Below are 26,338 nucleotides of genomic sequence, written 5' to 3'. Positions count from 1 at the left end.
AATACAGGAATATAAATAAAAATATAAAAAAGAGTTGTCTAAGATGGTAGACAGCTCTTTTTATGTAAAGTAAGTTTTTAATAAATTTTATTGATGTTATATAGTAGTAATTATATAGATTGACGGATAGCCTTAGATAACTGGTCTGGGCAAGAAGTACCTTTTCCACCGCAATCAATACCATTTAATTTATCAGCTACTTCAAGAGCATTTTGACCAATTATTAAGCTTCTAAGTCCTGATAAATTACCATTACATCCTCCTACGAACTCAGCATCAACAATCATATTATTTTCATCAACTTCAAAAATCATTTCTCTACAACAGACACCACTTGGGTTAAATGTTACTTTCATTAAAAAGACCTCCATTAAATATTATTTCATTTTTTTAACATTAATAATAATACCAAATATATGCGTAATAATGCAACTATAAAGCATAATACAAGCTAATGAAATAATATATTATTGTAGTATATGTATTGTGGAGAGGAGGGGTTATGTGAAAATCTATATTTCTAACTATCTATCAAAGAGCATTAGCATAGTTGATTATTCTACACTTGAGCTAGAAAAGGAAATAGTATTAGAAGATAATATATATCCACATCATTTTTGCATAGAAAAAGAAAAAAATTTAATATACATACCTAGCTCAAGTAATGGTATACTCTATGTCTTAGATTTAAGTAATGATAAAATAATTGATACTGTTTCCATAGGAGGAAGTCTTAGTCAAGTTGTACTTAGTGATAATGAATTATTTGTAGCAAATGAAGATTCTAATAGTATATATGTATTGGATAAAGACACATTAAATCCAATAGGAATTATTGGTGTTGATAATATGCCACATGGATTTGACTTTGACAGAGAAAGTAAAAAATTATATGTACCGTGTATAAATTCAATAGTATGTATAGATACAATAAATAAAAATATACAAAAGAAAATTAATATGGACTTTAGAGCATGGCATATAGAACTTGATAAGCAAAAGAAAGAAATGTATATATCAACACTTGATGGAAAGCTCATAATAGTTGATGAAGTAAGCATGGATATAAAAAAGGTATTATATGAATTCTTATTACCAGTGGAAATAAGATTTAATTATAGTGGCAAAAAAGTTTATGTTGCTGACTTGGGTTATAATAATGTGAGAATTTTAGATTATACAACAAGTAGATATATTGGAAATATTGAGATAAATGGAATTCCTCAGGGATTAGAAGTATCTAAAGATGAAAAGTTATTATTTGTATCAGACACACAAGAAAACTCAGTGAAAGTTTACGAAACCGCAAATAATAAATTAATAAAAGAAATCAAGGTAGGAAAAGAGCCTACAACTATAATTTGTTTGTAGGCTTTAATGTATGTCTCTTATAAGTAAGTCGATAACTTCGGCATACATATAAGATGCATTATTTTTCCAGTTGTTGCAAATAAGTTTTGCTTGTTTCTCTGATGAAACATTTAGATTTAAATCTATTAAGTTAGACTGATTTTCTATGACTCTAAGGTTTACAATAAATTCATTATCACTTTGCTTTACGAAACTAGACTTTACTTGAGTATCTGCTAGTAAATTTTCTTTATTAGAATCTATATACTTGTCTATTTTTTCTGTAACACTAGTAGGTATTCGATTAAAGAAGTATTCTAGACTTTCTACGCCTCTTTGAGTAAGAGCATAATATTCTCTGTCAGAGTCTTTATATGTAGTCAAAAACTTAGATTCCATAAGCTGAGATAAAAGCTGTTGTAATGAGAAGTAATTCATCATTTCAGTCTCTAATACTACTTGAGTTATTTGAGAATTAGTTAAATCCATTTTAATTTTTTCTAAGATATATAAAATTAAAAGTTTATGATACGCTAATTCTTCAGACGAGTTTTCAAACATAAATATCATCCTCCGTCAAACTATTTCTATATATAATATATTAAACTAATTTATACAAAATTAAAAGAACAATTTGTATAGTATTATTAATCTTTAACAAATCATATAAAATTAATTTTATAAATAAATACAGAGAAATAGGGCTGCTAATTAGCAGCCCTGTTGATACCCAGGTGTCAAAATTTACTATCTATTTTCCAGCCATTTGTCTTTCAGCCATTTCAACTAATTTCTTAGTCATGTATCCACCAACATATCCATTTTCTCTAGCTGTTAAGTTACCTTTGTCTATGTTCTCATAGTTAGATAAACCTATTTCGTTAGCTATTTCTAATTTCATTTGGTTTAAAGCAGCTTTTGCTTCTGGCACTACTGTTCTGTTTGAATTTGACATAGTAAATTTCCTCCTCAAATAATTAGTTTATGATGTCTAACAACACTTTTATTTATGTGATGTTAATACTAATTTCTCCAAAATAAAAACAATATATACAGAAAAATAAAGGTAAAAATGTAAAAAATATAAAAAAATTAAATAAATGAGTATTTTAGAGCATTTAACTGGGTCAAGATAGACTTTGTTTTTTTCTTTATTGTCCTATAAATTAAATATTACAGTACTTTTTTGAGCTAAAAAAAAATAAATTTTAAATATAGAAGAAATTATCTAAAAGGGGGAATAGTATGAAAAGAGAAGTTAAAAGAACTAAAGCTTTGATATATAGTGTTTTATTTTTTTCATTATTATTAGTATTAATATTTGCTTTTGTTTGTGGAATAAAGTACATATGTTCTAAATCTGACAACTCAAAAATGCCTATATATAAAGTTGATACAAATGAGAAAAAAATAGCTTTAAGTTTTGACGTGGCATGGGGAACTAATAATATGGATGAAATTCTAAATACTTTAGATAAACATAATATAAAAGCTACTTTTTTTCTAGTTGGTAGTTGGGTTGATGATAATGAAGATATTGTAAAGGCTATAGATGAAAGAGGTCATGAAATTGGAAACCATTCAAATACCCATGCTAATTTGAAAGAAATATCAAAAGAAGATATAACAAAAGAAATAGAAACGACATCGGGAAAGATATTTAATATAACAGGGAAAAAGACCAATCTGTTTAGACCACCTTTTGGAGATGTAAACAACAAAGCTATGGACATTTGTAGTGATTTAGGTTATAAAGTAATTAAGTGGGATGTGGATTCTATAGACTGGAAAGAGCTTGGACCAAACCACGTAATTGAAAAAGTAATAAAAGAATCTCAACCTGGTTCAATAGTTTTATTTCATGCTAATATAAATGATGTAGATAACTACTTGGACACTATAATAAGTAAACTTAAAAAAGATGGATACAATTTAGTAAAGGTATCAGACTTACTATATAAAGATAATTACATAGTTGACTCTAATGGAGTGCAAAAACCTAGGAATTAATAAGTAATAAATGTATATTTTAAGTAAAGTTGTGGTAAATTATATAATATATGTTAGAAAAGTGTCGATAAAAAGACGGTGTCTATTTTTTGACACTTTTTATGCATGTATGCGATATCAATAATTATAGATTAAATTAATTAAAAAAGTGTCTAATAATTGACTTATTTAAAATAAGTTTAAATATTTTAAATAAGTTATGAATGCTGTAAGACAGTATTTTCAAAGGATATAAGTTTGTTTAAAAGTTGGCATAGAAATTGCTTTGTTAATAAGCGATATGTTCTATAGAAATAAACAATATGTTAAGACATTGTAATAGAAAAACAACATTAACATTATTTGAACAGCTTATAAAAAAATTAATATACTTAAGGGGGCGTACTAGTTGAACAAACTATATTCTATTTTATTAAAACAACACGTTGGTGGTCCAGATAAACCAGTAGTAAGTGTTGGAGATGTAGTAAAAAAAGGAACTCTAATCGCAGAACCAGCTGGATTAGGGGCAAATATTTATGCCAGTGTTAGTGGAAAAATAAGTGAAATAAATGACCAAGCTATAGTAATCGAAGCTGATGAAGTACAAGATGATACTTTTGAACCATTAAAAGGAGAAAGTATACTTGACTTAATTAAAGAAGCTGGAGTTGTAGGAATGGGTGGAGCAGGATTCCCTACTCATATAAAATTAAACATAGATTTAAAAGGTGGAACAATATTAGCAAATGCAGCTGAATGTGAACCTTTATTAGCTCACAACATAAAAGAAATAGAAGAAAGACCAGAAATAGTTTATCAAGGTATAAAATACGCTATGGAAGTTACTAATGCTGGAAAAGGTATGCTAGCAATAAAAAGCAAGCATCCAGAAGCAATAGCAGCATTCAAAAAAGTAATAAAGCCAGGAGATAACATAGAAGTTGCAGAACTAGTTGACATGTACCCAATGGGAGAAGAGAGAGCGATAGTAAGAGATGTTCTAGGTAAATTACTTGAGCCAACTCAATTACCTTCAGAAGCTAATGCAGTAGTAATAAATGTAGAGACATTAACTAGAATAGTAGAAGCTGTTGAGCAAAAAAGACCAGTTATATCTAAAAATGTAACTGTAGTTGGACAATTAAACAGTGGAAAAGAATCTATAGTATTTGAAGATGTACCTATCGGAACTACTGTTGGAGAATTAATTGAAAGAGCTGGTGGAATAAAAGGTGAATACGGAGAGATAATCTTAGGAGGACCTTTCACTGGTAAAGCTACTACTTTAGATACTCCAATAACTAAAACTAGTGGTGGTATAATAGTTACTATGCCATTTGTTAATGAAAAGAGAAAAATGGGTCTTTTAGTCTGTGCATGTGGACCTAATGAAGAAAGAATGAGAGACATAGCAGCTAAAATGGGAGTTACTGATATAGTATCAGTTCAAAAATGTAAACAAGCTCAAGAAATTAAAGGTGCATTAAAATGTGAAAATCCAGGACACTGTCCAGGACAAGCTCAAAAATGTATAGAATTTAAGAAAGCTGGAGCAGAAGTTATATTAATAGGAAACTGTACTGACTGTAGTAACACAGTAATGGGTTCTGCACCAAAATTAAAATTAGGTGTATATCATATTACTGACCATGTAATGAGAACAGTTAATCACCCATTAATAAGAAGAATAAAAGGTGACGTAAGATTAAAAATAAAATAATATAATATAAATAATAATATAATATAAAAATATATGAAAAAAACATCCTTAGAAAAGTTTGAAAAATTACTTTAAGGATGTTTTTTGTTGCAATATGACGATAAGATTATGGAATAATATAAATAATATGGAAGAAATAGACAAAAGGTAATGCATAATGTATAATGATGGAAATAGCTATTAAAATTATATTAGACAAAAATAAAGACTCAAATATGTGGCCATATTGACAAGTAAAAATTTAATGAAGTCAATCATCCAACAGGGTAAAGTTTTTGTGTTATATCAAGATACTCTATGGTATCTTTTTTAGTGTGAAAATATATTTTTGTCTTTTATTAATCAAGAATATCTTAAATAATAAGATTATATTTTAGGATATTCATAAAAAGTGCACTTAAAATACTTAAAAATAAGAATTAAAAATTACTAAAAACCTATTTATAGAAACTGTGAAGTATATCTTAAACCTGGGCACTTAAAAGATATATGGAGTTAGTAGTGCAACCTGCTATAAATATAAATAGGAGGAAAATCTTGAAAATAAAAATTAAAAAATCAAGTATAATTAGTTTAGTAATTGCTTTTAGTATAGCATTTACTGCATTTGCACCAATAATATCTTATGCTGACGAAGTAGATGGAAAAGATATAATACTCGATGGAGAGAAACCAACAGTAGGAGAAACACCAGATGGAGAGAAGCCAACAGTAGGAGAGACGCCAGATGGAGACAAACCAACAGTAGAAGAGACACCAGATGGGGATAAACCAACAGTAGGAGAGACGCCAGATGGAGAGAAACCAACAGTAGAAGAGACGCCAGATGGAGACAAACCAACAATAGGAGAAACACCAGATGGAGAGAAGCCAACAGTAGGAGAGACGCCAGATGGAGAAAAACCAACAGTAGGAGAGACACCAGATGGGGATAAACCATCATTAGAAGAAGTACCAAATGAAATGATACCATCAGAAGAAGAAAAATTAGAAGTGGAAGAAATGAGTTTGAAGAAGAACATTGAAGATATTCTTAATCTTACTGTATCTCAAATAAATAAGATTGTATATAATTTCTGGGAAGACGAAAATGATGTAAAAACAGATGAACAGTCAGAAATTTATGAGGTACTTACTTCACGAGATGGAAATACTAGCTTTTGGTCTAATAATAAAAATTCAAAAGTAAAGAATAGTTGTTTATTAAAAGAAACAGATGGTTCAAATAGACCTTATTTTGATTTAAGATTTGATGATATTACAAAAACTTTAACTTTCGATTATGTAATAGAGGGTCTTATAGGTGCAAGCCATAAGTATGGTAAATATGTAATAGAAGGTGAAGATGGAGAACAAACTGCATTTTGTTACAATAATCATTTAAAATCTCCAAGTAATAAAAATAAGAGTCCATACTTACCAGCAGAAGATTTTAATGGTCAAGAAAATAAAAATGAAGATGCAATTAAATCTATACTATATGCAGGTTCTGAGTTTGATGGATTTGGATATAAGCAACAATTTAATTTAGGTGGAAAAGAATATGAAGGTATGATTCATTTTGCAACTCAAGATGCAATTTGGATTATGCTTGGGCAAATGAATGAGCAAGAGAGACTTAAGCTTTATCAAACTCTTATAGATTCTTATGATAGATTGATAGAGAATGCAAATACTGAAGAAGAAAAAGCTAAATATCTGAAAGACAAGGAAGCTCAAATAAATACAAAAGCTTATTTAGAAGCATTATTAGAAGCTGGTCGTAATGAGTTAAAGCCAAATGATACAGGAAAACCTAGTTTAAGTAGTGGTTTAACTGATATTAAATTTGATAAAATTCAAGATGGAACTTATGAAACAGAATCTATAGCTCTAGTAGGCTACAGTGGTGTGGTTAAGTTGAAATTACCAGATGGAGTAACTGCTTATGATGAAAACGGAAATGTAATAGGTACAGGTGAAGTAGAGATTTCAACACAACAAAAGTTTAAACTTAAGAGCATAGATAAGCCAGATGTAAAAGATAAGGTATCTGCATTATCTTATGATTATATTTTCCCAAAAGCCATTCAATATTTTAAGACAGTTTTTGATTTTGGAGAAAAAGACCACTCATCTGTATTACCAGCTAGTAAGCAAAATTTATTGAGCTATACAATAGAACAAAAAAGTGGTGAAGTAGTTGATTTCAATATAGATGTACCAACGGATGGAGACCCAGATGTAAATCCGCCAATACCACCAAATAATGATAATAATGACTCAAACGGGCATAAACCTAAGCCATCACCACCATCAGATGACACAGTGATAAATCCACCAGTACCACCATCAGATGATACAGTGATAAATCCACCAATACCACCATCAGATGATACAGTGATAAATCCACCAATACCACCATCAGGTGATACAGTGATAAATCCACCAGTACCACCATCAAGTGATATAGTAGAAAATACATCAGTACCATCAAAAAATGATACAATAGTAAACCCACCAGTGCCACCATCACATGATATAGTGGTAAAATCACCAAAAACAGGTGATGAAACGCAAATAATGCCATATATACTTATTGGTGTTATAGCAATTTGTGGATTGGTATATCAAGCTAAAAGAGTAAAAAATTAATACGGAATACTGCTTATTATTAAGTTTTAAAATATATTGTCTCAAATTGATTTAAAAATCATTTTGAGGCATTTTTTTATGTAAATATAATCTTTTTTAAAATGGATGTTAACTGTTTTATGAATAGAAAAATAATTTGAAGGTGAAAATAGTATTGAAAAAATAACATACTAAAGGTATAATTCATTTGATTTTATTTGTATAGATTTAAGTATTCATTTTAGTACTTACATGAATTTGTATTAGAAATCTGTATAATAATCACTTAAGAAATTTTAATATTAATTATTGAATAAATTGTTATTATGATATGCTAGAATAAATATGTATAAATAAGTTTTGATGATGTACTACTATAAAGGGGGGACTTTATGTTTTCGATACCAGAAGTAAAAAAAGTAGAAGAGGTAATGGATACAAAATTTACAACTATAGACGAAGACACAAGAATTGAAGATGCAATAAAAGAAATGATAAAAAGCAATACAAAAACTCTAATGGTAATAGATTCATCTGGTGAATTAAAAGGTATTATATCTATGACAGATATACATAATCTTTATGACATGCATAAGAAATATGAAGGCCAGACAGTAAAACTTATAATGAAAAAGGATGTAATATATGTCAGCGAAGGTTTAACCTTAGATGAGTGTAGAGATATAATGATATTGAAAAATATAGGAATTCTTCCTGTTCTTAGAGATAATAAAATTATTGGTGTATTAAAACAAGAACATATTAGAGATTATCTATATATGCACTTAGAAGACTATGGTTTGACTTTAAAATATATTATAGGACAAATTAAAGAAGGAATTTGTGCTATAAATAACGAAGGTGTAGTTATATTATGGAATAAGTTTATGGAGGAAAGGTATGATATAAAATCTGAAGACATAGTCGGTCGACCGATGAACGAATTTTTGGAGAATACTATCTCAGAGAAAGTATTGAATAGTAAAATCGGTATGAGTGACTTATATTTTACGGATAAAAAAGAAAATATGTATGCGTTAGTTCATGCAAATCCTATATTTTATAAGGAAGAATTTATTGGTGTTGTATGTACAGAGGTTGATGTTACAGAAGCCAAGATACTTGCTCTTGAGCTTGAAAAAGTAAATGATACTTTGAAATATTTAAAGAATGAAGTTAAAAACTTATCTAAAGGTAGCTTTGACAAAATTTTAGGTAAAAGCTATAAATTAGAAAAATCGAAAGCGATTGCAAAACAAGTAGCTAGAACTAATAGTAGTATATTTATCTGGGGTGAAAGTGGTACAGGTAAAGAAGTATTTGCAAGAGCTATTCATGATTATAGTGAGAGGAAAGGTCAGTTTATACCTGTTAACTGTAGTGCTATACCAAATGAGTTATTTGAAAGCGAATTTTTTGGGTATGAATCAGGTGCATTTACTGGAGCAAGTAAAAAAGGTAGAATAGGTATATTCGAACTTGCAAAAGATGGAACTGTATTTTTAGATGAAATTGCTGATTTACCTCTTAGTATGCAGGCTAAGTTGCTTAGAGTGTTGCAAGAAAAAGAAATAAGAAGAGTTGGTGGAGATACCACAATAAAAATAAATCCCAGAATAATATCAGCTACTAATAAAGATTTAGAGAAAATGGTAAAAGCAGAAAAGTTTAGAGAAGATTTATATTATAGATTAAATGTTGTGGAAATAAAAATACCACCACTTAGAGAGAGAAAAGAAGATATAGGATTGTTAGTGCATAGTTTTTTAGAAGAAATATGTAAACAAAATAATAAACCTGTTCTTACAATTAGTAAAGATGTAATAGACATATTTCAAAGTTACAGATGGAAAGGCAATATTAGAGAATTGAAAAATACAATTGAAAATATGGTTGTTTTATCTCAAAACTCTAGGATAGAGGTGGAAGATGTACCAAGTTATATGATGGATTCTACTAATAAGAGTATTGAAGAAGAGGAATATCCTTTGGATTTGACGAAAGCTACTCAAAAGATTGAAGTAAAAAATATAACAAAGGCTTTAAAAATGTCTAATGGAAACAAAGCTAAAGCAGCTAAGATATTAAATATACCAAGAACTACATTGTATTATAAGATAGACCAGTATAAAATAGATGTGTCTAAAATATGACACATGACTAAATTTTGACAAAATAATAAGTGCGAGTTTGAAATGTAGCAAAATCAATGGCTATAACAATGCTATGTATGTGGGTATGTTAAAAAAAATGAAAAAGTGTTGATAAATTGACACTTTTTTTTGTTTGAGAAAATGTTTACAAGCATAAAAAATAAACTGCTTTAAATAAATATTTATATGATATTTGGCTAAAAATAGCGATAAGAGAAGAATCTATTATAGAAAAAATCTTTTTGTTAATAAGTTGGCATAGGAATTGCTTATATATAAGGTGACTTCAAATGAGAAAAAAACAATAATTTTGATGACTTATGTAGTTTAAAAATCTTAACACTTGGAGCTGTTAGTAGGGAACAGTAAAAATGTTTATTATTAAAAGTGTTAAGGTATCAATATAAATTAAAAATCAAAAGAAGGAGGCATTTTTATATGTCAATAACTTTAGAAACAGCTCAAGCTCATGCAAATGACCCAGCAGTATGCTGCTGTAGATTTGAAGAAGGAACAATAATAGCACCAGAAAATTTAGAAGATCCAGCAATATTTGGAGATTTAGAAGATTCAGGATTGCTAGTTATACCAGAAAATCATTTAACAGTAGGTCAAGTATTAGGAGCTAAATTAACAAAAACTTTAGATGCTTTATCTCCAATGACTACAGATAATGTAGAAGGGTATAAAACAGCAGAAACGGATGTTGAGGAATCTACTGAAGAAGTAGTAGAAGCTCCAGTAGCACCTGTATCTACTTTGACACAGGCTACAACAGGTCAAGTAATAAAAATACACATACAAGAAGGTAAAGATATAAACTTAGAGATACCTTTAGCAATTGCTACTCAAATGGGAGTAGTACCACAAAAATAATAGTTAAAATACAACTATTTAAGTAGGTTTTAATTTACTTGATTCCTCAGTTAAGGGGTTACCTGTTGAGGAATCGAGATTTAAAATAATAAATAAGAAAATAATGTAAGGAGGTATTTTATACTATGTCAATAACTTTAGAAACAGCTCAAGCCCATGCAAATGACCCAGCAGTATGTTGTTGTAGATTTGAAGCGGGAACAATAATAGCACCAGAAAACTTAGAAGATCCAGCAATATTTGCAGACTTAGAGGATTCTGGATTATTAACAATACCAGAAAATGGATTAACTATAGGTCAAGTACTAGGAGCTAAGTTAAAAGAAACTTTAGATGCGTTATCTCCAATGACTACAGAAAACGTAGAAGGATACAAAGCAGGAGAGGCTAAAGAAGTAGTAGAAGAAGCAGTAGTAGAAGAAGCTCCAGCAGCTTTAGAAGCAGTAGTGCCAGTAAGCACAGGAGTTTTAGGTGAAACAGTTAAAATACACATAGGTGAAGGTAAAAATATAAGTTTAGAAATACCTTTATCAGTAGCTGGTCAAGCAGGAGTTGCTGCTCCAGTAGCAAACGTTGCTGCTCCAGTAGCAGGTGCAGTAGAAGTAGCTCCAAAAGTTGCAGAAAAGAAACTTTTAAGAAGCTTAACTAAAAAACACTTTAAAATAGACAAAGTTGAATTTGCTGATGAAACTAAAATAGAAGGAACTACTTTATACATCAGAAATGCTGAAGAAATATGTAAAGAAGCTAATGATACTCAAGAGTTAGTTGTAGATATGAAGTTAGAAATAATAACTCCTGATAAATATGAAACTTACAGTGAAGCTGTATTAGATATACAACCAATCGCTACTAAAGAAGAAGGCGAATTAGGTTCAGGTATAACTAGAGTTATAGATGGAGCTGTAATGGTATTAACTGGTACAGATGAAAATGGAGTTCAAATAGGTGAATTCGGTTCTTCAGAAGGTGAGTTAAATACTACTATGATGTGGGGTAGACCAGGTGCTGCTGACAAAGGTGAAATATTCATCAAAGGTCAAGTAACAATAAAAGCAGGAACTAACATGGAAAGACCAGGACCTCTAGCTGCTCACCGTGCATTTGACTATGTAACTCAAGAAATAAGAGAAGCATTAAAAACAGTTGACAACTCTTTAGTAGTTGACGAAGAAGTAATAGAGCAATACAGAAGAGAAGGTAAAAAGAAAGTTGTTGTTATAAAAGAAATAATGGGACAAGGTGCAATGCATGATAACCTAATATTACCAGTTGAGCCAGTTGGTACATTAGGAGCTCAACCAAACGTTGACTTAGGAAACATGCCAGTTGTATTATCTCCACTTGAAGTATTAGATGGTGGTATCCATGCATTAACTTGTATAGGACCTGCATCAAAAGAAATGTCAAGACATTACTGGAGAGAGCCATTAGTAATAAGAGCTATGGAAGATGAAGAAATAGATTTAGTAGGTGTTGTATTTGTTGGTTCTCCACAAGTAAATGCTGAGAAATTCTATGTATCTAAGAGATTAGGTATGTTAGTTGAAGCTATGGAAGTTGATGGAGCTGTAGTAACTACTGAAGGTTTCGGAAATAACCATATAGACTTCGCATCTCACATAGAGCAAATAGGTATGAGAGGTATACCAGTAGTTGGTGTAAGTTTCTCAGCTGTTCAAGGTGCTCTAGTTGTTGGTAATAAGTACATGACTCACATGGTAGACAATAACAAGTCTAAACAAGGTATAGAGAATGAAATATTATCTAACAATACATTAGCTCCAGAAGATGCTGTTAGAATAATGGCTATGCTTAAAAATGCTATAGCTGGTGTAGAAGTTAAAGCTCCTGAAAGAAAATGGAATCCAAATGTTAAATTAAATAACATAGAGGCTATAGAAAAAGTTACAGGAGAAAAAATAGCATTAGAAGATAATGAGCAATCTTTACCAATGAGTAAGAAAAGAAGAGAAATATACGAAAAAGACGAAAACTAAGATTTAGATAATAGTATAAATTTAGATCCAAGTTTAAAACAGTGTAGAGAGGTAGAATTATAATGGATAGATTAAAATATATCTCATCAGAGACTTTTTATGAGGGTATTATAGTTGACATCAAAGGTGGTGGAGTGACTATAGACCTGAAAGGTAGACTTGGACAATTTAAAATACCTAATAGAATGCTTATAACTGACTACGAACTTAAGATAGGTCAAGAAGTTGGATTCATGCTAAGCTATCCTGAGGTATTAAGTCCAGAGCCTAATCAAGAGTATGTAGAAAATATTAGGAGAGAAAAAGAAAAACAAGCAGAAATGCAATCAAAGCAAGAAGAAAAATAATAAATAATCGTTTGAAAATAGAAGGGAGAGGAAATATATGAGCCTTACAACAGTACAAGGACTTCAATCTGAAATATTCGTTCCAATAACACCTCCTCCAGTTTGGACTCCTGTAACTAAAGAATTAAAAGATATGACTATAGCTTTAGCTACAGCAGCTGGTGTTCACTTAAAATCTGACAAGAGATTTAATCTAGCAGGAGATACTACATTTAGAGCAGTACCTAATACAGCTACAGTTGATGAAATGATGGTATCACATGGTGGATATGACAATGGAGATGTAAACAAAGATATAAACTGTATGTTTCCTATAGATAGATTACATGAATTAGCTGCAGAAGGATTTATAAAAGCAGTAGCTCCTATGCACTATGCATTCATGGGTGGTGGAGGAAACCAACATGTCTTCACTGAAGAAACTGGTCCTGCTATCGCTGCTAAACTTAAGGAAGAAGGAGTAGACGGTGTAGTCATGACAGCTGGCTGAGGTACTTGCCATAGAACTGCCGTGATCGTGCAGAGAGCAATAGAGGAAGCTGGAATACCTACAATAATAATTGCAGCTCTTCCTCCAGTAGTTAGACAAAACGGAACTCCTAGAGCAGTTGCTCCATTAGTTCCAATGGGTGCTAATGCTGGTGAACCACATAACATAGAAATGCAAACACATATACTAAGAGATACATTAGAGCAATTAGTAGCAATACCATCTGCTGGTAAGATAGTTCCATTACCATACGAATATAAAGCTCACGTTTAAAATGTAATTTATATTTGAAAATATAAAACCCTTCTCCCATACAGTTGGGAGAGGGGTTTTAAGAACAAAGGTGGATATTATGGAAGAAAAAATAATGAGAAGACTTGTTATAAAACCGTTTCATATGAATGAAGTTAATTTCGGTTCAAAAACTTCTATAAAGAAAGATGTACTTACAATCAACTTATCAAGTATAGATGAAATAAAAAAAAGAGAAGATTTAATAACAGACATAAAAGTGGATATAATAAAGCCTGGAGATTATGACAGAGAAATTAACACTATTATGGACATTATACCAATATCAACCAAAGTTTTAGGCAGATTGGGAGAGGGAATTACACATACTTTAACTGGTGTATACGTAATGTTAACTGGTGCAGATGAAGATGGAAATCAAATGCATGAATTTGGTTCTTCAGAAGGTATTCTGAAAGAACAAATGGTGTTTGGTAGATATGGAACTCCATCAGTTGAAGATTATATAATTCATGTGGATGTAACTCTAAAGGGAGGTTTACCTTTCGAAAGAACACTTCCACTTGCAGCATTTAGAGCGTGTGATGATTTTATACAAGAAATAAGAACGTCTTTGAAAATGGAAGACGGAAGAAATGCTACTCAAGTTCGTGAATATTTTGACAAAATTCGACCAAATGCAAAAAAGGTTGTCATAGTAAAGCAAATAGCAGGTCAAGGTGCTATGTATGACAATCAGTTATTCTCAAAGGAACCTAGTGGTTTTGAAGGAGGAACATCAATTATAGATATGGGAAATGTACCTATGATTATATCTCCTAATGAATACAGAGATGGTGCCCTTAGAGCTATGACTTAAGAGAGGTGGATATTATGGGAATAGGACCTTCAACAAAAGAAACATCTCTTCATCACTTTAGAGACCCACTTTTAGACATCGTTGAAAGTGATAAAGATGTAGACTTACTTGGAGTAATAGTAGTAGGAACTCCAGATGGAAATGAAAATAAGACTTTTGTGGGACAAAGAACGGCCGCTTGGCTGGAAGCCATGAGAGCAGATGGAGCTATAGTTTCATCAGATGGATGGGGAAACTCACATGTTGACTATGCTAATACATTTGAAGAAATAGGCAAAAGAGATATACCTGTAGTTGGAGTGACATTTAATGGTACTCAAGCTAAATTTGTTGTAAGCAATCAATATATGAATACAATAGTTGATATGAACAAATCAAAAGAAGGTATTGAGACAGAAGTTGTTGGAGAAAACAACACAAATGAAATAGATGCTAAAAAGGCTTTGGCATTTTTAAAGCTTAAAATGAGAAAACATGGATAAAAAATTTAAGTAAGGGAATGAGTTTTGTGGGAATTTCTACATCAATGAAAAACACATCACTTCATATATTTAGAGACCCATTACTAGATTTGATAGATAATGATTCTGACATAGACTTGTTAGGAGTGGTTGTAGTTGGGACATCAGAGCACAATGAATGGAAAACATTTTTGGCAACTAGACTTGGAAGATGGATTGAATCATTGCGACCTGATGGAGTGATTATAACTTTAGATATGGCAGGAAACCAGCATATTGATTTTACAAATGCTATATCAGAGTTTGTAAAATCAGATATACCTACAGTAGGTCTTACTATTATAGGAGCAGATGGATTAGTAATTACCAATTCATATTTGGATAAAGCTACTATAATTGATTATAAAAAGACAACAGGCTACATAGAGACAGAAGTAGTTGGAGACAATCACATGGATGAAGTTGATGTTAAAAAAGCATTAGCTTTCCTAAAATTAAAAATGCGTGAGCACGCAAAATAAACCTAAGGGGGAATTTGATATGAAATTTAGCAGAAGTATACAAGCTATAGACTCTCATACAGCAGGTGAAGCAACTAGAATAGTTGTAGGTGGAATACCTAACATAAAAGGAAATTCTATGCCTGAGAAAAAAGAATATTTAGAAAAAAATCTAGATTATTTAAGAACTGCTATAATGTTAGAGCCAAGAGGACATAATGATATGTTTGGTTCTGTAATGACTCAACCTTGTTGTCCAGATGCTGACTTTGGAATAATCTTCATGGACGGTGGCGGATACCTTAACATGTGTGGCCATGGTACAATAGGAGCTATGACAGCAGCTATAGAAACAGGTGTAGTTCCAGCAGTAGAGCCTATAACTCATGTAGTTATGGAAGCTCCAGCAGGAATAATAAGAGGAGATGTTACAGTTGTAGATGGAAAAGCTAAAGAAGTATCATTCTTAAACGTACCAGCTTTCTTATATAAAGAAGGTGTTGAAGTTGACTTACCAGGTGTTGGAACAGTTAAATTTGACATATCATTTGGTGGAAGCTTCTTTGCTATAATACATGCAAGTCAATTAGGTTTAAAAATCGAACCTCAAAATGCTGGTAAATTAACTGAGCTAGCTATGAAACTTAGAGATATAATAAACGAAAAAATAGAAATACAACATCCAACTTTAGCTCATATAAAAACTGTAGACTTAGTTGAAATATATGATGAGCCAACTCATCCAGAAGCTACTTACAAAAACGTAGTTATATTTGGTCAAGGTCAAGTTGACAGATCTCCATGTGGAACTGGAACAAGTGCTAAATTAGCTACTTTACATGCTAAAGGTGAATTAAAAGTAGGAGAAAAATTCGTATATGAAAGTATATTAGGAACTTTATTCAAAGGTGAAATAGTTGAAGAAACTAAAGTTGCAGATTTCAATGCTGTAGTACCTAAAATAAGTGGTTCTGCTTATATAACTGGATTTAATCACTTTGTAATAGATGAAGAAGATCCACTTAAACATGGATTTATTCTTAAATAAGTAATAAATAACTTGGGAAATTAAAATAGAATAGTAGCCTCTTATTGGCTACTATTCTATAGCTTTTAGGCTATAAGATTCAGAATATATTAAAAAATAAAAAAATAGGAGGATGGATTATGGTAGCAATCTTAAAGGCATTATACGTAGTATTCGCAGCAATCTTTGCAGTTGTGTTTGGTAAAGACGTAGCTAAAGCAAACAAAGAGGGGAAACTAGAAGAACAAAGTACTCCAAAAGTTGCTGTAACAGGATTTATAACAGATTTCTTTGATACATTAGGAATAGGGTCATTTGCTCCAACAATAGCAATGTCAAAAGCTTTAAAATTAAATATACCAGATAAGAAAATGCCTGGTACATTAAACGTAGCACATACAATTCCAGTTGTAACAGAAGCATTCATATTTACATCAATCATACCAGTTGATGGTGTTACTCTAGTATCTATGGTTGTGGCAGCAGCTGTTGGTTCATATATAGGTGCAGGAATAATAGCTAAAATGGACGAGAGAAAAATACAACTTGTTATGGGTGTGACTCTAGCATTAACAGCAGTATTAATGTTATTAGGTCATCCTTGGGTTAATGTATTACCAGGTGGAGGAAATGAATTAGGTCTTACTGGTGTTAAATTAGTAATAGGTGTAGTAGGTAACTTTATACTAGGTGCTTTAATGACAGCTGGTATAGGTCTATATGCTCCTGGTATGGCAATGGTTTATTTCTTAGGAATGTCTTCAAAAGTTGCATTCCCAATAGTTATGGGTTCTTGTGCATTATTAATGCCAGTTGCAAGTATGAAATTCATAAAAGAAGATGCATATACTAAAAAAGCATCAGTTATAATAGCTATCTGTGGTTTAATAGGAGTTTTCATAGCAGCATATATAGTAAAAACTCTACCAATGGATATATTAAAAGCATTAGTAATAGTTGTTATAGCTTACACTTCTGCTACAATGATAATGGCTGCAAATAAAAATAAAAAGACTGCTTAGTATTTATTAAATATTACAGCTAATAATAAAAATCATAAACTGCTTTAGAATATTGAATTAATATTTTAAGGCAGTTTTTTATTTATTAAATTAATATAATTATATAAAGCAATTAACATGCCAATTATGTAATATATATAATAATTTAGTAAATTAGATGTATAAATTGTTATATTTCTAAAAACTAAAGTATAATTTGAAGTTAAATATTTATATTTTATACTCAATAAACTGACTAAGTATTCATATATTAAAATAGATTAGTAAAAATATTATCATAATAAGTCTAATATAACTTGTATATAATAAAAAGTAAGTTTATAATGACTTGATAGTTGTCTGAGTTATTTGTATAAATTTAAGTTGTTGAATTTACTTGCATATAAGTATTAAAAATGAGTTATATATGACTTAAAAAGCATTAAAAGAGTTTCATAATTAATCTAAAGCTAAAATGGGGAAATTCATCAGTGATGATATATAATCGTATAGAAATTTTATAAGTTTAAAACTGAAAGATTAAATGAAATTTATAACTAAATAAAAATTTTTAAACAGCAATCAAAGATTTGTAATAAAATACATCTCTCACAAATATATTTATTATATAAGCTGATACCAGAAATATAAGAATTAACAATTGTGGAGGGATAAAATATGATAGCTGTTAAAGATGAGAATAACGTAGTAAACTTAAGAGGGGAGTTAGACAATAAGCTAGAATTTAGTCATGAGATATTTGGAGAAAAATTTTATAGCATGAAAATAAAAATAAACAGACTAAGTGATTCTTTTGATATACTTCCAATGACTGTATCAGAAAGACTTCTTCAAGACATTGACCTCGATAAACAAAATTTAGTCAATGTTGTAGGACAATTAAGATCATATAATAAAACATTAAATAATAAAAATAGATTAGTGCTTACTGTGTTTGCCAGAGAAATAAAAAGCATAGACGAGGAAAATAAGGACCCTAATAGCATATTTCTAGATGGATATGTATGTAAGGAGCCTGTGTATAGGAAGACACCTCTAGGAAGGGAAATAACTGATTTATTAGTGGCTATAAATAGACCTTATAACAAATCTGATTATATACCATCTATAGTTTGGGGAAGAAATGCTAAATTTGCAAAGAATCTAAAGGTTGGTGATAGAATACAGCTTTGGGGTAGGGTTCAAAGTAGAGAGTATGAGAAAAAAATAGATGAAAATAATGTGATTAAAAAAATGGCATATGAAGTATCAATATCGAAAATAAAAAAACTGGATGAAAATAACAATGAATAGACTCAAAAAGTATACTGTTTTTTATGAACAAAATACTAATAATTTCGCTATAATAACATATTAAAATGCATAAAGATTGTTTAAAAAAATACTAATGAAATATCTCTTGAATAGTTGCTCGCCATTTATTATAATGTAATCTGTACATAATTTATAATTGAGGAAATGAAGAGGTGAAGCATTGTGAAAAGCATATTATATCAGATAAATAGACAGCCAGTTAAAGCTAAATATACATCTGATGAATTAGAATGTTTTTTGGATACAATTGAGTATAATGTAGGTGATAAAATATTGCTTGTTGGTCATATAGGAAACCTAGGCAAGAGATTAAGAGGTCTTGGTACTTCTGTAACTATACTGGAGAATAGTAACTATGAAGATGTCTGTTACTCTTTAGTATATAATGAAAATTGCAATGTAGTTAAAGGTAAGTTAGAGTTTTTACCATTTGATGATAATCATTTCAACAAGATAATAATAGTAGACCAATTTAATGTTATTACAGATTGTGAAAAAGCTTCATCCGAAATACAAAGAGTTTTAAAGGGCAATGGAGAGGTTATATTAGAGGATTTAAATTTAAAAAATTTAAAAGTTAAGTTAAACTATCTTAAACATAAGTTTTGTGGTTCTGTTGCAAAGATTCACTATCCACATGAAGTATTCAATATATTTTCAAGATTAAACTTTGACGGTATGATTAAAGAGTCAAATAAATTAAAATATATTTATGTGGGAAAAAGAAGATAAATGAGTTAAAATATAAATATGGATATAATATAAAAGACTAGGTTAAGCCTAGTCTTTTGTTATAAGGAGATGTTTAGATGGAAATAAATTATGAGTTGATAATAATTGTTATGCTCTTTGTAGTCCTAATGTCAATCCAATTTACTTTAAATAAGATATACTTAATTCTTAAAGAAATAAGACAAATACTTATGTTAAGAAAAAACAAGGAATGATGATTATGATAGGTCTAGAATATATAAAAACTGATATTCAAAACATAGCTGAGGCTATAGTATCAGTACTCAATATAGATGTAACTATAGTAAATAAGGAGTTATTTAGGATTGCAGGAACAGGAGTATATGTAGATAAAATAGGTGAGAAAGTAGATAAGTATACGGCTTTTAAAAAATCACTTACAGAACAGATTACAATACTGATTGATGACCCAAAGAGTAGTGATATATGTAAGGAATGTTATAAAAATGATGCTTGTGTAGAGTTTGCAGAGGTGTGTTGCCCTATTATATGTGATGGTGATTCTCATGGTGTTATAGGTCTTATAGCCTTTACAAAAGAGCAGGCACAGATTATAGAAAATAATAAAAGTGGTCTTATAAACTTTTTAGGCAAGATGGCAGATTTAATATCTAGCAAATTAAAAGCTCAAATTAAAACATATGAACTGGAATTAGAAAAGAAAAAATTAGAAACTTTATTAAACAATATGGACAAGGCAGTTGTATCTATTGATGTAGATGGTAAAATTGATAAATATAACTCAAAATTTAAAGAGCTTTTTAATCTAAAAGATAATATAACTGGCAAAAACATATTTGCTGAATTAGACTTTATACAGAAGCCTTCTATAAATAACTTTAAGAAAGATAAATCATGTAGCTTTTTTTATAAGAGATATGGATATGATTCAAAGGGAATATATAACATCAATAAAATAGTATTAAAAAATGAATTAAAAGGATACGTTATTGACTTTATAGATAAAAGAGACGCTATAAAAAACTACAATAAGATTAATAAAGATTATAAGATAAAACTGGAAAATATAATTGGAGAAAGTACAGCTATAAGAAATTCTAAAAAAGAAGCACTGATGGCTTCTAAATCAACTTCAACAGTACTTATTACTGGTGAAAGTGGAACGGGTAAAGAGCTCTTTGCAAGAGCCATACACAATCATAGTAATAGGGTTGATAATCCTTTTATAGCTGTAAACTGTGCAGCGATACCAGATAATTTATTGGAGAGTGAACTATTTGGATATGAAGAGGGAGCTTTTACTGGAGCTAAAAAAGGTGGAAAGCTTGGAATGTTTGAAGTAGCTCATAAAGGAAGTATCTTTTTAGATGAGATAGGAGATATGAGTTTGCATTTACAGTCAAAGCTATTGAGAGTATTACAAGAAAAAGAGCTCAATAAGATTGGAAGTAAATCAAATGTTTTAATTGATGTAAGAATTATTGCTGCAACAAATAAAGATTTAGAAAAAATGGTTCAAAATGGGACATTTAGAGAAGATTTATATTATAGATTAAATGTTATACCTATAAAATTACCAAGTTTAAGAGAAAGAAAAGATGATATACCACTTATAATTAAGCATATGGTTAAAGAGTATTCAAAAAAACTAGCTAAAAATGTTATTGATATAGACAGTAGGGTTGTTGATACCTTGATTGAATATAAGTGGCCAGGCAATATAAGAGAGTTACAGAATATCATTGAATATAGTGTGAACATGTCTTCATCTCCAATAATTACAATGAATGTGATTCCTCAAAAAATAAAAAATACATCTGTAGAAGAATTAGAAGTTAAAAGTGATAAAGTAATTCCACTTGATGAACTTGAGAAAATTGAGATAATAAAAGCTTTAAATAAATACAAAGATTATAAAAAAGATAAAGAATTAACAGCTAAAGCACTTGGAATATCAAGAGCTACATTATATAGAAAAATTGAAAAATACAATATAATCTCATAGTAATATAAGAAGGTAATAAAAAGTTGTATAAAACGTAAATACAAATAAAAATATTAATTGTTTGAATTTTTTTTAATTTATAACTTTTAAGAATAGCATAATTTTTATTATGAGTATTTTGAATATATATATTTAGATAGTATATTTGAACCGTCTCAAAATGATATGAAATCTCATTTTGAGATTTTTTTTTGTCTTTTTGCGAAATTGTCGCTATTTTAGCAATTGAAAAAAATATAAAATCTCTATATAAATAAAAAAAATATATACATAGAATTAGCCATACCAATGATTGTAGCATATCAAAAATAAAAAAATAAAAAAAATAAAGAATATGGCATGTATATTGCTATAAATATAGATAAGAAATTATTTAATAGAATTATTTGAGTACTAAATCTAAACTTAATTGGGAGGTTTATATAAAATGAGAGATATAAGAAAAGAATTAGTGGAAATGTTAAAGGCAGAAGTTAAGCCAGCAGTAGGATGTACTGAGCCAGTAGCTTTAGCACTAGCATGTGCAAAGGCAAAAGAGTTATTAGGAGAAGAAGTCGTTGAAAATCGTATGTTAGTTAGTCCTAGTATCTATAAAAATGGTATGTGCGTAGGTATACCAGGTACTGAAAGATTAGGATTAAAAATAGCAGCAGCTCTAGGTATAGTAGGTGGACATTCTGAAAACGGATTAAGTGTGTTAGAGACCTTAACAAAGGAAGAAGTTAAAATAGCTGAAGATTATATAGATAATAATCCTTTATCAATAGCACCTGCAGATACAAAAGAGAAAGTGTTTATAGAGGTTGTATTAAAAGGAGCAAATCATACTTCTAAGGTTAGAATAAGAACTAAACATGACAACTTCACATACTTTGAGAAAGATGGAGAAGTATTACTAGATAATGAACCAAAAGTATCAGCTTCAAATGCTTCAGCAGAAAAAGCTGAAAGCTTAATGGATACTGTAACTATACAAGAGTTAGTAAAAAATATAGAAGATATGGATTTTAAAGATATAGAGTTTTTACTAGATGGAGTAAAAATGAATGAAGAAATGGCTGAGTATGGATTAAAGCAAAAAACTGGTATAGGTGTTGGATATGGAATTAAAAAATCTATGGAAGAAGGTCTTTTAGGTAATGATGTTATAAACTATGCAATGATGTTAACTGCTGGAGCTTCAGATGCTAGAATGGCAGGAATAAAAATGCCTGTTATGAGTTCAAATGGAAGTGGTAACCACGGCTTAACAGCAATTCTTCCAATAGTTGCTTACAATAAAAAATTCCCACAATCTGATGAAAGACTAGCAAAAGCTTTAGCTATATCACATTTAGTAACTGGTTATATCAAAAACTATACAGGAAGATTATCTGCTGTATGTGGATGTGGAGTTGCTGCATCTACTGGAGCAACTGCTGGTATCTCTTGGCTTATGAATGGTACTGAAAAGCAAATAGAGGGAGCTATAGAAAATATGATAGCTGATTTAAGTGGAATGATATGTGATGGAGCAAAAGCTGGTTGTGCATTGAAATTATCATCTGCTGCATCTGCTGCTGTACAAAGTGCTATAATAGCTAAGCAGGATTGTTTTGTACCACCACTAAATGGTATAGTTGGTTCAAGTGTTGAGCAAAGTATACAAAACTTAGGTAGAGTAAGTGATAAAGGTATGTCTATAACAGATGAGATAATCCTAAATGTAATGAATGATATGAATAAAGTTGATTAGTATTTTAAAATATTTTTATATTATAAATACAATAAAAATAGCATAAATAAATTTGGTTAGTACCCCTAATAAAATGTGATTATGTATAAATGGAAAAAACTTGTTATTGCAAGTTTTTTCTTTTTTTGTCTAAAATATATAGTATGTAATTTAGTATTAATATATCGACTACTTAAAATATAAGATACATTGTTAATAATTGTTGAATGTACTTAAAAACTCAATAATATTGGCTAATATTGAATAAGAGTATTGAAAAAATGAGCAATCTCTTATAAAATTAAGAAGGATTATTACAATTGGAGGTCTTTTTATGGATATAGAAACAAAAAAATGGGAAGTGTTGTATTCAGAAGAAAAAATTAAAGATAAATTAAAAGAATTAGGAGCAGTTATAGAAAAAGACTATAAAGATAAAAATCTTATGGTAGTTTCTCTATTAAAAGGTAGTTTTATATTTTGTGCGGACTTAGTTAGAAATATAAATTTACCTCTTAGAGTTAATTTTATGACTACATCTAGTTATGGAAATAGTGAAGAAAGTACTGGAAGGGTTAAAGTAGTTGCGGATGTTACTACTGATATAGCAGGATATGATGTATTAGTTGTAGATGATATTACTGATTCTGCATTAACTATGGATTTTGTATTAAAGCATTTAAAAGCTAAAAACCCATCTAGTTTAAAATGTTGTGTTCTTTTGGACAAACCAAGTAGAAGAAAAGTAGATTTAGTACCAGATTATTGTGGATTTGAAATAGAAGATAAATTTGTAGTTGGATATGGATTTGATTTTGGTGATTACTATAGAAATGTTCCTTATATATTCAATGTTACTGATGAAGATAGATAAGCAATTATATAATTTTGTGGATGCCTTAATATGATTTTTATTAATCGTGTTGGGGCTTTTTTCATTTAAAAAGCAATTTAAAGTAGGATTAATTTAACTTTATACAGATTAACTGGTTTTATTTTTATAATATAATAAAAAAAATTTAAATAATTGATAGGAAATGAGATTTTTAATTGTATTAGTAATTGTAAAGGCTTTTACAAAGGAGGTATTAAATTGGAGGATAAACTTATAATCAAAAATATAAAAAAGCAAAAAGAAAAAGGTATGGAAATGCTTATTGATGAGTATGGGAATTTTATAACATCTATAGTCAGAAGAACACTTGCTAATGCTAGAATTTATGAAGAAGAATGTATAGATGATGTACTTTTATCAATATGGAATAACATAGAAAAATTTGATATTGAAAAAAATTCATTTAAAAATTGGATAGGTTCTATCTCTAAATATAGAGCAATCAATTATAGGAAAAAGTACACAAACAATAATATGCATTTAGAATTGGAAGATAAAGAAATACTCTATATAGATAAAAAATTGGATAAAAAAGAAATTGAAGAAGAAGTAAATGACCTTATAAGTACATTAAGTGATAAAGATGCAGAACTCTTTAGAAAGTATTATTTAGAAGATATTTCTCTAAAAGACATAGCTATACAAAATGAAACTACTGTTGAAAATCTACATAATAGACTTTCAAGAGGTAGAAAAAAGATGAAAATTCATTTAAATAAGAAGAAAGCTTAAATATAAAATGAATAATAGCAAGTATTTGAATATAAAAAATATAGAGGAAAAGGAGATTTTTTATGAAAGATAAATTTGATTTATTTAATGAGACAAATATAGATATAGAAGAATATGATGACATTGTATTAAGTAGTGAAGAGAAATCTAAGATGAAAAAGAGAATGAAATCTAAGATTCAATATAATAAGAAGAATAATAATTTTAAGAGGTATGCTCTAGTAGGGGGATTATCAGTAGTTATTTTAGGTACATCTGCATTTACTAATGAAACTACTCTAGCATATATGCAACATATAGGAAAACAAATAGAATATTTCTTTAATAAGGATACTGAAGAACTCAAACCTTATAAAAACATTGTAGATAGTGTTGCTACAGATAAAGGAATCAGTATAAAGTTAAATGAGATTATGCTTGGAGATGGAGAACTATTCCTCAACATAAGTGTTGATGATAGTAAGCTTGATAAAGATGCTTTGGGGTTAAAGAAACAAAATGGATTCTTAGGAATTGATGATATTAAAATTAAAGTTGGAGATATGAACTTTGTTTCAATAACAGGTGCTTCTACATCAGAAAAAAATAAAGATGGCACTACTAATATGGTTATGACATGTAAGCTTGATAATCTAGATAAAGATGGAGATGGAAAAAGTGATGTAGAAAATTTTGATTTATTAAAAAATATAGATTTAAATAAAGACTATGATATAAAGATAAGTATAAATAAAGTCGAGTATGAGTTAAATAAGAGTATAAAGACATCAAAAGAGATAGAGATAGGAAATATGGGAGGAGTAGAAGGTGAGCACTTAAATGGATATCTTAGTGGAAATTGGTCATTTAATACGAATATAAATGGTTCAAATATAGTTAAAGATACAAGAATTTATAATGTAGATAAGAATGTAAGATTAAAAAATAAAGATATTGATGTTGATTTAGTGTTGAAAGAAGTAAGAGTTTCTCCTACAAAGATTAGGATAATATATGGATTTAAAACTAATAAATATAATTTTGATAAGGATGATAATGCACCAAAAATATTAGAGTTTGAACTTAAAGATGGAAGAGGAAAAAAATTAGAATTTGTTGGCGGTGCAGGAGGCTATGACTTAGGTTATCCTAAAGGTAAATATGTTGAATCTTATTTAGAATATGAAATTAGAAAAAATGTTAAGAAAATAAGTGTTACTCCAATAATAGAAGACTGGGGTAAAAATAATAATAATGTAACAACCTTTAACAATCAAAGTATAGATATTGATATAAGTAAATAGATATATTCTCACATAAAAA

24 protein-coding genes, 1 pseudogene and 1 riboswitch are annotated in these 26,338 nt (G+C 29.5%); of the genes and pseudogenes, 22 read left to right on the top strand and 3 right to left on the bottom strand.

What is annotated here, in order from left to right; all coding sequences use genetic code 11:
* Positions 1 to 110 precede the first annotated feature (110 nt).
* On the bottom strand, positions 111 to 356 hold the full coding sequence (locus ACTG48_RS18130; RefSeq protein WP_021386182.1) for a TIGR03905 family TSCPD domain-containing protein: 246 nt from the start codon (positions 354 to 356) through the stop codon (positions 111 to 113).
* Between the two features lie 148 nt (positions 357 to 504).
* On the opposite strand from ACTG48_RS18130, the gene ACTG48_RS18125 reads away from it, so the two are divergent.
* A complete protein-coding gene (locus ACTG48_RS18125) occupies positions 505 to 1,371 on the top strand; it encodes a YncE family protein (RefSeq protein WP_021386168.1) in 867 nt (288 codons plus the stop codon).
* A gap of 3 nt (positions 1,372 to 1,374) precedes the next feature.
* Here the strand turns inward: ACTG48_RS18125 and ACTG48_RS18120 are convergent, their stop codons facing one another.
* The gene (locus ACTG48_RS18120; protein ID WP_009891708.1) at positions 1,375 to 1,911 is read right to left on the bottom strand and encodes a DUF4364 family protein; all 537 of its coding nucleotides are present in this window, start codon (positions 1,909 to 1,911) and stop codon (positions 1,375 to 1,377) included.
* A 190-nt stretch (positions 1,912 to 2,101) separates the two neighbouring features.
* Positions 2,102 to 2,305 (bottom strand): alpha/beta-type small acid-soluble spore protein, encoded by a 204-nt coding sequence (locus ACTG48_RS18115; protein ID WP_003422115.1) that lies wholly within the window; start codon positions 2,303 to 2,305, stop codon positions 2,102 to 2,104.
* A gap of 290 nt (positions 2,306 to 2,595) precedes the next feature.
* On the opposite strand from ACTG48_RS18115, the gene ACTG48_RS18110 reads away from it, so the two are divergent.
* The 21 genes and pseudogenes from ACTG48_RS18110 to ACTG48_RS18010 all read left to right on the top strand — a co-directional run bounded on the left by ACTG48_RS18110 (position 2,596) and on the right by ACTG48_RS18010 (position 26,319).
* Positions 2,596 to 3,360, top strand: coding sequence for a polysaccharide deacetylase family protein (locus ACTG48_RS18110; protein ID WP_021386279.1), 765 nt, complete (start codon positions 2,596 to 2,598; stop codon positions 3,358 to 3,360).
* A gap of 388 nt (positions 3,361 to 3,748) precedes the next feature.
* On the top strand, positions 3,749 to 5,062 hold the full coding sequence (gene prdC, locus ACTG48_RS18105) for a proline reductase-associated electron transfer protein PrdC (protein ID WP_021386223.1): 1,314 nt from the start codon (positions 3,749 to 3,751) through the stop codon (positions 5,060 to 5,062).
* Positions 5,063 to 5,498: 436 nt separating this feature from the next.
* Positions 5,499 to 5,584: riboswitch (cyclic di-GMP riboswitch) on the top strand.
* 15 nt (positions 5,585 to 5,599) lie between these two features.
* On the top strand, positions 5,600 to 7,696 hold the full coding sequence (locus ACTG48_RS18100; protein ID WP_479917603.1) for a Cys-Gln thioester bond-forming surface protein: 2,097 nt from the start codon (positions 5,600 to 5,602) through the stop codon (positions 7,694 to 7,696).
* A gap of 371 nt (positions 7,697 to 8,067) precedes the next feature.
* A complete protein-coding gene (gene prdR, locus ACTG48_RS18095) occupies positions 8,068 to 9,828 on the top strand; it encodes a sigma-54 dependent transcriptional regulator PrdR (protein ID WP_021386203.1) in 1,761 nt (586 codons plus the stop codon).
* 438 nt (positions 9,829 to 10,266) lie between these two features.
* Positions 10,267 to 10,689, top strand: a pseudogene (locus ACTG48_RS18090) (D-proline reductase (dithiol) proprotein PrdA); the annotation flags it as partial.
* Between the two features lie 140 nt (positions 10,690 to 10,829).
* Positions 10,830 to 12,704: a D-proline reductase (dithiol) proprotein PrdA gene (gene prdA, locus ACTG48_RS18085; RefSeq protein ID WP_479917602.1), complete on the top strand. Its 1,875-nt coding sequence runs from the start codon at positions 10,830 to 10,832 to the stop codon at positions 12,702 to 12,704.
* Between the two features lie 62 nt (positions 12,705 to 12,766).
* Positions 12,767 to 13,051 carry a CBO2463/CBO2479 domain-containing protein gene (locus ACTG48_RS18080; protein WP_003422102.1) on the top strand — a complete coding sequence of 95 codons (285 nt, stop codon included), beginning with the start codon at positions 12,767 to 12,769 and terminating at the stop codon, positions 13,049 to 13,051.
* Between the two features lie 37 nt (positions 13,052 to 13,088).
* Positions 13,089 to 13,814: a D-proline reductase (dithiol) protein PrdB gene (prdB, locus tag ACTG48_RS18075; protein WP_079739805.1), complete on the top strand. Its 726-nt coding sequence runs from the start codon at positions 13,089 to 13,091 to the stop codon at positions 13,812 to 13,814.
* Positions 13,815 to 13,893: 79 nt separating this feature from the next.
* Complete coding sequence (gene prdD, locus ACTG48_RS18070) at positions 13,894 to 14,652, top strand: proline reductase cluster protein PrdD (protein ID WP_479917601.1); 759 nt, start codon at positions 13,894 to 13,896, stop codon at positions 14,650 to 14,652.
* A 14-nt stretch (positions 14,653 to 14,666) separates the two neighbouring features.
* On the top strand, positions 14,667 to 15,134 hold the full coding sequence (locus tag ACTG48_RS18065; RefSeq protein ID WP_021386220.1) for a glycine/sarcosine/betaine reductase component B subunit: 468 nt from the start codon (positions 14,667 to 14,669) through the stop codon (positions 15,132 to 15,134).
* A 26-nt stretch (positions 15,135 to 15,160) separates the two neighbouring features.
* Positions 15,161 to 15,634, top strand: a complete 474-nt coding sequence (locus ACTG48_RS18060; protein ID WP_479918807.1) for a glycine/sarcosine/betaine reductase component B subunit — start codon at positions 15,161 to 15,163, stop codon at positions 15,632 to 15,634.
* Positions 15,635 to 15,653: 19 nt separating this feature from the next.
* A complete protein-coding gene (locus ACTG48_RS18055; protein WP_021386243.1) occupies positions 15,654 to 16,661 on the top strand; it encodes a proline racemase in 1,008 nt (335 codons plus the stop codon).
* A gap of 119 nt (positions 16,662 to 16,780) precedes the next feature.
* Positions 16,781 to 17,662 carry a TSUP family transporter gene (locus ACTG48_RS18050; RefSeq protein WP_479917600.1) on the top strand — a complete coding sequence of 294 codons (882 nt, stop codon included), beginning with the start codon at positions 16,781 to 16,783 and terminating at the stop codon, positions 17,660 to 17,662.
* Between the two features lie 657 nt (positions 17,663 to 18,319).
* Entirely contained in the window at positions 18,320 to 18,955 is a 636-nt protein-coding gene (locus ACTG48_RS18045) for a single-stranded DNA-binding protein (protein ID WP_479917599.1), read from the top strand.
* A 183-nt stretch (positions 18,956 to 19,138) separates the two neighbouring features.
* The gene (locus tag ACTG48_RS18040) at positions 19,139 to 19,708 is read left to right on the top strand and encodes a class I SAM-dependent methyltransferase (protein WP_021386272.1); all 570 of its coding nucleotides are present in this window, start codon (positions 19,139 to 19,141) and stop codon (positions 19,706 to 19,708) included.
* 77 nt (positions 19,709 to 19,785) lie between these two features.
* A complete protein-coding gene (locus tag ACTG48_RS18035; protein WP_021386277.1) occupies positions 19,786 to 19,923 on the top strand; it encodes a hypothetical protein in 138 nt (45 codons plus the stop codon).
* A complete protein-coding gene (locus ACTG48_RS18030; protein WP_479917598.1) occupies positions 19,920 to 21,695 on the top strand; it encodes a sigma-54 interaction domain-containing protein in 1,776 nt (591 codons plus the stop codon). The genes ACTG48_RS18035 and ACTG48_RS18030 overlap by 4 nt, the downstream gene beginning before the upstream one ends.
* Before the next feature lie 427 nt (positions 21,696 to 22,122).
* Positions 22,123 to 23,430, top strand: a complete 1,308-nt coding sequence (locus ACTG48_RS18025) for an L-cysteine desulfidase family protein (protein WP_479917597.1) — start codon at positions 22,123 to 22,125, stop codon at positions 23,428 to 23,430.
* A 313-nt stretch (positions 23,431 to 23,743) separates the two neighbouring features.
* On the top strand, positions 23,744 to 24,283 hold the full coding sequence (gene hpt / locus ACTG48_RS18020) for a hypoxanthine phosphoribosyltransferase (RefSeq protein ID WP_021386183.1): 540 nt from the start codon (positions 23,744 to 23,746) through the stop codon (positions 24,281 to 24,283).
* Between the two features lie 219 nt (positions 24,284 to 24,502).
* Positions 24,503 to 25,036, top strand: a complete 534-nt coding sequence (locus tag ACTG48_RS18015; RefSeq protein WP_021386260.1) for a sigma-70 family RNA polymerase sigma factor — start codon at positions 24,503 to 24,505, stop codon at positions 25,034 to 25,036.
* A gap of 62 nt (positions 25,037 to 25,098) precedes the next feature.
* Complete coding sequence (locus tag ACTG48_RS18010) at positions 25,099 to 26,319, top strand: DUF4179 domain-containing protein (RefSeq protein WP_479917596.1); 1,221 nt, start codon at positions 25,099 to 25,101, stop codon at positions 26,317 to 26,319.
* The last annotated feature ends 19 nt before the right edge of the window (positions 26,320 to 26,338 follow it).

Source organism: Clostridioides sp. LIBA-6822 (assembly GCF_056688955.1).
Note: the sequence above shows the minus strand (reverse complement) of the source record. Positions and strands in the feature narration are given on the sequence as shown.

What these genes read in the sequence shown, in the direction of transcription:
- ACTG48_RS18065 (WP_021386220.1), top strand. Translation starts at nt 14,667, where the DNA reads ATGGGAATAGGACCTTCAACAAAAGAAACATCTCTTCATCACTTTAGA.
- prdR (WP_021386203.1), top strand. Translation starts at nt 8,068, where the DNA reads ATGTTTTCGATACCAGAAGTAAAAAAAGTAGAAGAGGTAATGGATACA.
- ACTG48_RS18110 (WP_021386279.1), top strand. Translation starts at nt 2,596, where the DNA reads ATGAAAAGAGAAGTTAAAAGAACTAAAGCTTTGATATATAGTGTTTTA.
- ACTG48_RS18035 (WP_021386277.1), top strand. Translation starts at nt 19,786, where the DNA reads ATGGAAATAAATTATGAGTTGATAATAATTGTTATGCTCTTTGTAGTC.
- ACTG48_RS18030 (WP_479917598.1), top strand. Translation starts at nt 19,920, where the DNA reads ATGATGATTATGATAGGTCTAGAATATATAAAAACTGATATTCAAAAC.
- ACTG48_RS18025 (WP_479917597.1), top strand. Translation starts at nt 22,123, where the DNA reads ATGAGAGATATAAGAAAAGAATTAGTGGAAATGTTAAAGGCAGAAGTT.
- ACTG48_RS18045 (WP_479917599.1), top strand. Translation starts at nt 18,320, where the DNA reads ATGATAGCTGTTAAAGATGAGAATAACGTAGTAAACTTAAGAGGGGAG.
- ACTG48_RS18120 (WP_009891708.1), bottom strand. Translation starts at nt 1,911, where the DNA reads ATGTTTGAAAACTCGTCTGAAGAATTAGCGTATCATAAACTTTTAATT.
- ACTG48_RS18080 (WP_003422102.1), top strand. Translation starts at nt 12,767, where the DNA reads ATGGATAGATTAAAATATATCTCATCAGAGACTTTTTATGAGGGTATT.
- ACTG48_RS18050 (WP_479917600.1), top strand. Translation starts at nt 16,781, where the DNA reads ATGGTAGCAATCTTAAAGGCATTATACGTAGTATTCGCAGCAATCTTT.
- ACTG48_RS18055 (WP_021386243.1), top strand. Translation starts at nt 15,654, where the DNA reads ATGAAATTTAGCAGAAGTATACAAGCTATAGACTCTCATACAGCAGGT.
- prdD (WP_479917601.1), top strand. Translation starts at nt 13,894, where the DNA reads ATGGAAGAAAAAATAATGAGAAGACTTGTTATAAAACCGTTTCATATG.
- ACTG48_RS18130 (WP_021386182.1), bottom strand. Translation starts at nt 356, where the DNA reads ATGAAAGTAACATTTAACCCAAGTGGTGTCTGTTGTAGAGAAATGATT.
- prdA (WP_479917602.1), top strand. Translation starts at nt 10,830, where the DNA reads ATGTCAATAACTTTAGAAACAGCTCAAGCCCATGCAAATGACCCAGCA.
- ACTG48_RS18115 (WP_003422115.1), bottom strand. Translation starts at nt 2,305, where the DNA reads ATGTCAAATTCAAACAGAACAGTAGTGCCAGAAGCAAAAGCTGCTTTA.
- hpt (WP_021386183.1), top strand. Translation starts at nt 23,744, where the DNA reads ATGGATATAGAAACAAAAAAATGGGAAGTGTTGTATTCAGAAGAAAAA.
- ACTG48_RS18010 (WP_479917596.1), top strand. Translation starts at nt 25,099, where the DNA reads ATGAAAGATAAATTTGATTTATTTAATGAGACAAATATAGATATAGAA.